Raw genomic sequence first — 8638 nt, forward strand, 5'->3', positions numbered from 1 at the left:
CCCCGCCCACCGCGGTGGCCACCACCGGGACGCCGGCCCGCATCGCCTCCTGGGCGACCAGCGAACGGGCCTCCCAGCGGGAGGAGAGCACCACCAGGTCGGCGGCGGCCAGCAGGTCGGGGATGTCGGTGCGGTAGCCGAGCAGCTCCACGGGCAGCCGCTCGGCGGCGGCCCGCTCGCGCAGGCCCTGCCGCTCGGGGCCGTCCCCGGCCAGCAGCACCCGCGGCGCCGGGGCGCCCGGCGCGGCGAAGTGCGGCACGGCGTCAAGCAGCAGCGCGAAGCACTTCTGCGGGACGAGCCGGCCGATCGCCAGCACCACCGGGCGGCCGTCGTCGCCGCCGGGCAGCGCCTTGCGGGCGGCCTCCCGGTCGAGGGTGCCGGGCGGCATCGGCGGGGCCGCGACCGGGCCCAGCCGGGCGTCGGTGGCGCCCAGTTCGCGGGCCCGGGCGACCAGGTCGGAGGAGGCGCCCAGGACCAGGTCGGCGGCCCGCACCACCCGGCGCTCCATCAGGCGCTGCAGGCGGCGGTCGAGCCCGGTGGTGAGCAGCGCGTGGTGCGAGGTGACCACCAGCGGCGTCTGGGGGCGGATGCCGGGGAAGCGGCCCGCGGTGCGCAGCGCCAGGTCGGACAGCAGGCCGGCCCGCAGGCCGTGCGCGTGCACGATGTCGGCGCCGGTGAAGGCGCGGCGCAGCTCGCCGATCGCGGTGGCGTCGCTGCGGGCGCCGGAGGTCGGGGTGATGTCGACGGTGTGCAGCCGGGCGCCCGCCGCGGAGAACCCGAACAGCCGGTCGGTGCCCTCGGGCGCGCAGACCGTGACCGCGACGCCGTGCGCGACCAGCCCGCGGGTCAGGGACCGCACGTGGGCGCCGATGCCGCCGGTCGCGGCGGCGAGGACGAGCACCGCGTGCAGCTGGGGGGCCGCGGCGGCCCGGGCGGCGGAATGGTCCACGTCTGTCTCGCTCCGACTCGTTGTCAGCTGGTGTCCGCTCGCCACGATGCCAGGTCGGTCCGCCTCTTGGACAGTCGGCACCGCCGCTGGCGCGTCGCCCGCGGCGGTGCCGGCCGCCGTGCGGTCAGCGGGCGCGGGCGGTGCGGGCGGCCTCCAGCAGCTCCTCCGCGTGGGCCCGGCCGAGCTCGGAGTCCTCCAACCCGGCGAGCATCCGGGACAGTTCGCGCACCCGCTCCTCGTCGTTGAGGGTCTTCACGCCGCTGCGGGTGACGGTGCCGTCGTTGGTCTTCTCCACCACCAGGTGCCGGTCCGCGAACGCGGCGACCTGTGGAAGGTGGGTGACCACCACGACCTGGGCGCTGCGGGCGAGTTTGGCCAGCCGGCGGCCGATCTCGACCGCCGCCTTGCCGCCGACGCCCGCGTCGACCTCGTCGAACAGGTAGGTGGGGACGGGGTCGGCACCCGCGAACACCACCTCGACGGCCAGCATGACGCGCGACAGCTCGCCGCCGGAGGCGCCCTTGGCGATCGGGCGGGGCTGCGCGCCGGGGTGCGGGGCGAGCAGCACCTCGACCTCGTCGACGCCGTGCGGGCCGTAGGCGACGCTGCGGCCCTCCAGTTCGATGCCCGCCAGGTCGTCGAGCTGGCTGATCGCGAACGTCACCCGGGCGTGCGGCATGGCGAGTTCGGCGAGCTCGTCGGAGACCGCGGCGGCGAACTTGTCGGCGGCGGCGTGCCGGGCCCGCGAGACCTCGGCCGCCAGGTCGGCCAGCCGGGCGCGCAACTCGGTCTCCCGGGCGCCGAGTTCGTCGATCCGCTCGTCGTCGCCGTCGAGCTCCAGCAGCCGCGCCGAGCCGGTCTCGGCCCAGTCGATCACCTCGGCGAGGGTGCCCTCGGTGCCCGCGTACTTGCGCACCAGGTGGGCCAGCACGCTGCGGCGCTCCTCGACGGCGGCCAGCCGGACCGGGTCGGCGTCCAGGTCGTCGGCGTACCCGGCGAGGTCGCCGGCCACGTCGGCCAGCAGGTAGCCGCACTCGCCGAGCCGGTCGGCCAGCGCCGCCAGGCGCTCGTCGTGGTGGCGCACCGCGTCGACGGCCCGGCGGGCCTGGGCGAGCAGGGTGCCCGCGTCCACCGCCTCCGGGTCGGCCGGGTCGCCGGCGAGGGCGGCGTGCGCGAGCGTCGCGGCGGAGGACAGCGCGTCGGCGTGGCCCAGCCGCTCGGCCTCCACCGCCAGCTCGGCGTCCTCCCCGGCAACCGGCTCGGCGGCGGCCACCTCCTCCAGGCCGAAGCGCAGCAGGTCCGCCTCCTGGGCCCGCTCCCGGGCCCGGGTGGTCAGCTCCTCCAGCGTCGCCGAGACCTGCCGCAGCTCCCGGTACACCTCCCGGTAGCGGGCCAGCGGCTCGGCGACGGCCTCGCCCGCGTACCGGTCCAGCGCGCCGCGCTGCCGGGACGGGCGCAGCAGCCGCTGCTGGTCGGTCTGGCCGTGCACGGCGATCAGGTCCTCGCCGAGCTCGGCGAGCAGCCCGACCGGCACCGAGCGGCCGCCGACGTGCGCCCGGGAGCGGCCCTCGGCGGAGACGGTGCGGCTGACCAGCAGCTCGCCGTCGTCCAGCTCCGCGCCCGCCTCCAGCGCCCGCGCGACCACCGGCGAGGCCGGGTCGAGGGTCAACCGCCCCTCCACCACGGCCCGTTCGGAGCCGTTGCGCACCAACGCCGGGTCGGCCCGGCCGCCGAGCAGCAGACCCAGGCTGGTCACCACCATGGTCTTGCCCGCGCCGGTCTCGCCCGTGACGGCGGTGAAGCCGGGGGCGAGCTCGACCACCGCATCGTCGATGACACCCAGATCCCGTATCCGCATCTCGTCCAACACGGAGACGACCTTACGAGGTTCCACCGTCGCTTTGCGACGACCGCCCCCGTTTCACCCCTGAGTGGCGGCCCCGGGAGGTTCTCCGGGCCGGGCCGGCGGCCGGTCAGAGCCCGCGCAGGAACGAACCGGGCGACTTCGCCGCGGCACCGGCCGGATCGGCGACCGCCCGGCCGAGCTGGTCCAGCTCGGCGGAGAGGGGGCCCGGCTCCTGCCGGTCCCCGGCCGCCGCCCCGGCCGCCGCCGACTCGCCCCGGTAGCCGACCGGCCCCTCGTTGACGCGCCGGGACCACCCGAGGAAGGAGCTGCCGTCCCCGGTCAGCCCGATGGACGCCGAGCAGGCCCGCTGGTCGGTCCAGGCGATGCGGTCGAAGGGGGTCTCCTCGCCCACGGCGAGGTGGACCGTGAGCGGGCCGCCCCGGTGCCAGCGGCCGCCCCAGCCGGCCTCGGTGGAGAAGGTGCGGGTGGCGGCCGGGTCGCAGTCGCCGGGGAAGGCCCGGCGGTCGGTCAGGGTGCCGCGCAGTTCGTACCACCGGCCGTCGGCGTCGCGGGTGTGGCCGTAGAAGGTGGTCAGCTCCAGGGCGAACTCGACGGACGCCTCCGCGCCGGACCGCACCCGCCAGTCGATCCGGGCCGGCATCGCCCCCTCGCCGGAGTCGAGGTGCAGCCGCCAGGGCGCGGCGGGCTCCCACTCCTGCGCGCCCGGTGCCCGGCGGTCCGTGCGGTAGGTCAGCAGCGACCGGCCCGCGGAGTCGGCGAGCCAGGCGCGCTCGGCCCCGTCGCGGTCCCGGACGGGCTCGGCCAGCACCCGGTACAGCCACAGGTGCGAGCGCGCGTCGGCGGAGGTGCGGAGCGTCAGGCTGTTGGTCGCGCCCGGGACGAGGAGCTCGGCGGGGACGGCGAGGACGATCTGCTGCGGGATGTCCCCGCCGCCGGGTATCCGGTGGCCCCCGGCGATCGCCCCGGCGTTGACGGCCACGTCGAGCGGCGCGAACCCGGGCCGGGCCCCCAGCTTGGAGACGAGGGCGCGGATCTTCACCGTGAGCTCGTCCGTCACGCCCTCCGGCGGGACGTCGAACGCGACTGTGACCGTGGCCCCGGCGTCGAGCGCGAGGTGGTCGCGGGCGAAGCCGGCCCGTTCGGTGCTGACCACGGCGTTGCCGGTCCGGGGGACGGCGGTGGAGAAGTCGACGAACACGGGCTGCACTTGGGCTCCTCGGGACGACCGCCGGGTACGGGTGGCTCGGCTCCGGATGATGCCACGGCCCGGTGACGCCCGGCCCCCGGCGGGCGGGCGCGCCCCGGTGGGGGCCCCGCCGTTCAGGCCGGGACGGTCAGCCGCGGCAGGAGGAACTGCACCAGCGGGCCGATCGCCAGCGCGTAGGCGACCGTGCCGACCCCGAAGGTGCCGCCGAGGGCGATGCCGGCGGTCAGGACGGTCAGCTCGATGCAGGTGCGGATCAGCCGCACGGAGCGGCCGGTGCGCCGGTGCAGGCCGGTCATCAGGCCGTCGCGGGGGCCGGGGCCGAGGCGGGCGCCGATGTAGAGGCCGGTGGCGAGGGCGTTGAGGAGGATGCCGGCGGTGAGCAGCGGGATCCGGACGGCGAGGGCGTGCGGGTGCGGGACGAGGGCGAGGGTGGCGTCCATCGCCATGCCGAGGACGAGCACGTTGCCGACCGTGCCGATGCCGGGCTTCTGGCGCAGCGGGATCCACAGCAGCAGCACCAGCACGCCGACCAGCGTCACCCAGGTGCCGACGCTGAGGCGGACGTGCCGGGCAAGCCCCTGGTGGAAGACGTCCCACGGGTTGCCGCCGAGCGAGGAGCGCAGCACCAGGCCCATCGAGACGCCGTACAGCACCAGGCCGACGGCGAGTTGCAGGAAGCGGCGGGGCAGTCCGGTGCGCAGCGGGGAGGTGGTCGGGGCCAGGGTTGCCGCCATCGGGTGGACCTCTTCTCGTGCGGTGCTTGCCGTCGTCCGGCACTGGACGCCACTATGGGGAGTCCAGAACGCGTCCCGAAAGGGCCAATCCGCACCAGGTGGACTGATTCCGATGTCCGAGTGGCACAGCACGCTCACCCCGTACGCCCTCGCCCGGCAGCTGCCCGCCCCGGACGGCCGCCGCCCCGCCTACCGGGCGCTGGCCGCGCAGGTCTCCCGGCTGGTCGCCGACGGCCGCCTCCCGGTCGGCACCCGGCTGCCCGCCGAGCGCGAGCTGGCCGCCGAACTGCGCCTGTCCCGCACCACCGTCGCCGCCGCGTACGAGGCGCTGCGCGCGGACGGCTACCTGCGCTCGCGGCGCGGCGCCGGCTCCTGGACGGCCCTGCCGGAGGGCACCGCCCCGCCCGGCGACGCGCTGCACCCCGTCCCGCCCGAACAGGGCGGCGTGCTCGACCTGGGCCTGGCCGCGCCCACCGCCCCCGAGCAGCTGGCCGAGGCCGCCGCGCACGCCGTCGCCCAGCTGCCCGCGTACGGCGGCGGGCACGGCAGCTACCCGACCGGGCTGCCGGTGCTGCGCGAGGCCGTCGCCCGCCGCTACACCGAGCGCGGGCTGCCCACCGGCCCCGAGCACGTGCTGGTCACCACCGGGGCGATGAGCGCCCTGCACCTGGCCCACCAGGCGCTGCTGTCGCGCGGCGACCGGGTCGCCGTGGAGGCGCCCAGCTACGCCAACACGCTGCGCGCCCTGGAGCGGGCCGGCGCCCGCCTGGTGCCCGTCCCGCTGGCCGAGGACGCGGCCGGGCGCACCGGCTGGGACCTGGCGCAGTGGCAGCGGGTGCTGCGCGGCGCCGCGCCCCGGCTGGCCTCGGTCATCCCCGACTTCCAGAACCCCACCGGCGCGCTGGTCGACGAGGAGCAGCGCCGCGCCCTGCTGGCCCACGCGCGGGCGGCCGGCACCACCGTGATCGCCGACGAGACCTGCGCCGAGCTCGGCTGGGGCGTCGCCGAGCGCGACCTGCCCCGGCCGCTGGCCGCGCTCGACCGGGACGCCCAGGTGATCACCGTCGGCTCGGCCGGGAAGATCCTCTGGCCGGGCCTGCGGATCGGCTGGCTGCGCGCCCAGCCGTCCCTGGTGCGCCGGCTGGCCGCCGACCGGGCGCTGTACGACCTGGGCACGCCCGTCCTGGAGCAGCTGGTCGCGGCCCAGCTGCTGACCGCGCACCTGCCCGCCGTCCGGGCCGACCGGCACGCGCGGCTGCGGGCCACCGCCGAGGCGTTCGCCCGCGAGCTGCCCCGGCACTTCCCCGACTGGCGCTTCGCCCTGCCGCCCGGCGGCCTCGCCCTGTGGGCGGCCACCCCCGGGACGCCCGCCGGTGCGCTGGCCCGGGCGGGCGAGCGCACCGGCGTGCGGATCGCCTCCGGCGCCCGCTTCGGCGTCGACGGCGCCTTCGAGGAGCACCTGCGGCTGCCGCTCACCCTGCCCGCCGCGCACGTCCCCGACGCGCTGCGGCGGATCGCCGGGGCCGCCGAACTGGCCCGCTCCGAACGCCTCGCGGGCGGGGACCCGGTGCCCGCGCCGCTCTGAAAGGGCCTCACCTTCCGCCGCGGGGCAGTCAGTTGTCCGAGCGCCCGCGCCAACCCGTCACCGGCAGCGCGAACTTGGCCACCAGCCGGTCGGTGAACGGGGCCCGGTGCAGCCGGGCCAGCCGCACCGGGGTCTTGCCGCGGCGGACCTCCACCCGTGCCCCGGCCGGGAGTTCGGCCGAGCGGCGGCCGTCGCACCACAGCACCCCGTGCTGGGTCTTCGGCTGCACCTCCACCGCCAGCACCGAGTCCGGCGAGGTCACCAGCGGGCGGGCGAACAGCGCGTGCGCGCTGATCGGCACCATCAGCAGCGCCTCCACCTCCGGCCACACCACCGGGCCGCCGCCGGAGAACGCGTACGCGGTGGAGCCCGTCGGGGTGGACAGCACCACCCCGTCGCAGCCGAAGTTCGACACCGGGCGGCCGTCCACCTCGGTGACCACCTCCAGCAGCCGCTCCCGGGACGCCTTCTCCACCGACGCCTCGTTCAGCGCCCAGTCCTCGTGCAGCACGTCACCGTTGGTGCGCACCAGCACGTCGATGGTCATCCGCTCCTCGACCTCGTAGTCGGCGGCCACCACCCGCTCCACCACCGTCGCCAGGTCGTCGCGCTCCGCCTCGGCGAGGAACCCGACCCGGCCCAGGTTGATCCCGAGCATCGGCAGCCCCGACTCGCGGGCCAGTTCGGCCCCGCGCAGCAGCGTGCCGTCCCCGCCGGCGACCAGGATCAGCTCGCAGCCGTCCGCCGCGCCCTGCCCGCCGGGCACCAGCTCCACCCCGTCCGGCAGGTCCAGGCCCACCGCCTCCGCCTCCAGCAGCCGGATCCGGATCCCCGCCCGCAGCAGGCCGTCCACCAGGCCCTCCACGCTGCGCAGGGCCGCCTCCCGGCCGGTGTGCGCGATCAGGAAGACCGTACGACGATCGCTCATTCCCCGCTGCCCTCTCCCTACGCCCGCCGGGCCACCGCGGCCCGGCCGGGCCCTGCCAGTCTGCGCAACGCCCGGACGCCTGCCAAGTACCCTACTGGGGCCCCTCGGCCACGGCCCGGTCCGCCGCCGCCGGATCCAGCGGCTCCGCATCGCGGCGCAGCCACAGGAAGTACTCCACGTTCCCCGACGGCCCCGGCAGCGGCGACGCCGCCACCGCCCGCACGCCGAGGCCCGACTCCCACGCCTGCCCGGCGACCTGCCGGATCGTCTCGGCCCGCAGCTGGGGCGAGCGCACCACCCCGCCCGAGCCGAGGCGCTCCTTGCCGATCTCGAACTGCGGCTTCACCATCAGCACCAGGTCCGCGTCCGGCGCCGCGCAGCGGGCCAGCGCGGGCAGCACCAGGCCCAGCGAGATGAACGACAGGTCGCCCACCACCAGGTCGACGAGCTCGCCGCCGATCAGCTCCGGCGTCAGCTCCCGCACGTTGGTGCGGTCCATCACCGTCACCCGCCCGTCGCTCTGCAGCGACCAGGCCAGCTGCCCGTAGCCGACGTCCACCGCCAGCACGTGCGCGGCGCCCGCGCGCAGCAGCACGTCGGTGAACCCGCCGGTGGAGGCCCCCGCGTCCAGCGCCCGGCGGCCCGCCACCACCAGGCCCTGCGGCACGAACGCCGCGAACGCGCCCGCCAGCTTGTGCCCGCCGCGCGAGACGTAGTCCGGGTCCGCGTCGTCCTTGGCGACCACCACCGCGGCCGCGGTCTCCACCTGCGTCGCGGGCTTGGTCGCCACCGCCCCGCCCACCGTCACCCGGCCCGCCGCGATCAACTCGCTCGCGTGCTCCCGCGAACGGGCCAGCTTGCGGCGCACCAGCTCCGCGTCCAGACGGCGTCGTGCCACTGCCACTGCTACGTCAGCTCCCACATCGGAAGGTCCCTACCCGCGGTCCAGCGCCGCGAGGGTCGCGGCGAGCCGCGCATGGACATCTTCGTACACCTCGGCCCACCGCTCCGCCCCCGCCCCGTCCGGCTCCCCCAGCCGGGCCAGCACCTCGTCCACCTCGGACACGCCCGTACGGACGCCCTCCTCACGCACCGCCGCCACCCGCCTCCGGCGCGGACCCGGACCCTGACCCGGACCCTGACCCTGACCCGGACCCGGCGGACCCCCGCTTCGCGGGAGCCTTGCGCGCCGCGGCCTTCTTCGCGGGGGCCTGCCCGGCGGGGGCCTTCTTCGCCGCGGCCTTCTTCGCGGACGGCTGCCCGCTCGCGGACGCCACCACCGCCGTGGCCTCGGCCGGCGAGAGCGGCCCCGCCTCCCCCACCGCCGTCTTCCTCGCGGGCGCCTTCTTCGCGGGCGCCTTCTTCACG

Annotated in this window: 8 protein-coding genes and 1 pseudogene; 2 read left to right on the top strand and 7 right to left on the bottom strand. The window is 77.2% G+C overall.

From position 1 onward, the window contains the following. The 4 genes from ACFUEL_RS29340 to ACFUEL_RS29355 all read right to left on the bottom strand — a co-directional run. The coding region (locus tag ACFUEL_RS29340) for a glycosyltransferase family 4 protein (RefSeq protein ID WP_380239794.1) at positions 1-949 on the bottom strand (949 nt) is incomplete at its 3' end. Positions 950-1073: 124 nt separating this feature from the next. Then, positions 1074-2807 carry a DNA repair protein RecN gene (recN, locus tag ACFUEL_RS29345; RefSeq protein WP_380239801.1) on the bottom strand — a complete coding sequence of 578 codons (1734 nt, stop codon included), beginning with the start codon at positions 2805-2807 and terminating at the stop codon, positions 1074-1076. Positions 2808-2922: 115 nt separating this feature from the next. After that, positions 2923-4023, bottom strand: a complete 1101-nt coding sequence (locus ACFUEL_RS29350; RefSeq protein WP_380239795.1) for a hypothetical protein — start codon at positions 4021-4023, stop codon at positions 2923-2925. Between the two features lie 113 nt (positions 4024-4136). Further along, positions 4137-4757, bottom strand: a complete 621-nt coding sequence (locus ACFUEL_RS29355) for a YitT family protein (protein ID WP_380239796.1) — start codon at positions 4755-4757, stop codon at positions 4137-4139. 112 nt (positions 4758-4869) lie between these two features. Here ACFUEL_RS29355 and ACFUEL_RS29360 point away from each other — a divergent pair, with 112 nt between their 5' ends. Then, a complete protein-coding gene (locus ACFUEL_RS29360) occupies positions 4870-6342 on the top strand; it encodes a PLP-dependent aminotransferase family protein (protein ID WP_380239797.1) in 1473 nt (490 codons plus the stop codon). A 28-nt stretch (positions 6343-6370) separates the two neighbouring features. On the opposite strand, the gene ACFUEL_RS29365 is transcribed toward ACFUEL_RS29360, so the two are convergent. The 3 genes from ACFUEL_RS29365 to ACFUEL_RS29375 form a co-directional block, all read right to left on the bottom strand. Then, positions 6371-7270: an NAD kinase gene (locus tag ACFUEL_RS29365; protein ID WP_380239798.1), complete on the bottom strand. Its 900-nt coding sequence runs from the start codon at positions 7268-7270 to the stop codon at positions 6371-6373. Positions 7271-7361: 91 nt separating this feature from the next. Next, a complete protein-coding gene (locus ACFUEL_RS29370) occupies positions 7362-8168 on the bottom strand; it encodes a TlyA family RNA methyltransferase (RefSeq protein WP_380239799.1) in 807 nt (268 codons plus the stop codon). Positions 8169-8204: 36 nt separating this feature from the next. After that, positions 8205-8372, bottom strand: coding sequence for a hypothetical protein (locus ACFUEL_RS29375; protein WP_380239800.1), 168 nt, complete (start codon positions 8370-8372; stop codon positions 8205-8207). Positions 8373-8452: 80 nt separating this feature from the next. Between ACFUEL_RS29375 and ACFUEL_RS29380 the strand changes: the two are divergent. Continuing rightward, a pseudogene (locus tag ACFUEL_RS29380) lies at positions 8453-8638 on the top strand (hypothetical protein); the annotation flags it as partial.

The sequence above is a fragment of the Kitasatospora sp. NPDC057198 genome (assembly GCF_042670125.1).
GTDB lineage: Bacteria > Actinomycetota > Actinomycetes > Streptomycetales > Streptomycetaceae > Kitasatospora.

What these genes read in the sequence shown, in the direction of transcription:
- recN (WP_380239801.1), bottom strand. Translation starts at nt 2,807, where the DNA reads ATGCGGATACGGGATCTGGGTGTCATCGACGATGCGGTGGTCGAGCTC.
- ACFUEL_RS29355 (WP_380239796.1), bottom strand. Translation starts at nt 4,757, where the DNA reads ATGGCGGCAACCCTGGCCCCGACCACCTCCCCGCTGCGCACCGGACTG.
- ACFUEL_RS29360 (WP_380239797.1), top strand. Translation starts at nt 4,870, where the DNA reads ATGTCCGAGTGGCACAGCACGCTCACCCCGTACGCCCTCGCCCGGCAG.
- ACFUEL_RS29365 (WP_380239798.1), bottom strand. Translation starts at nt 7,270, where the DNA reads ATGAGCGATCGTCGTACGGTCTTCCTGATCGCGCACACCGGCCGGGAG.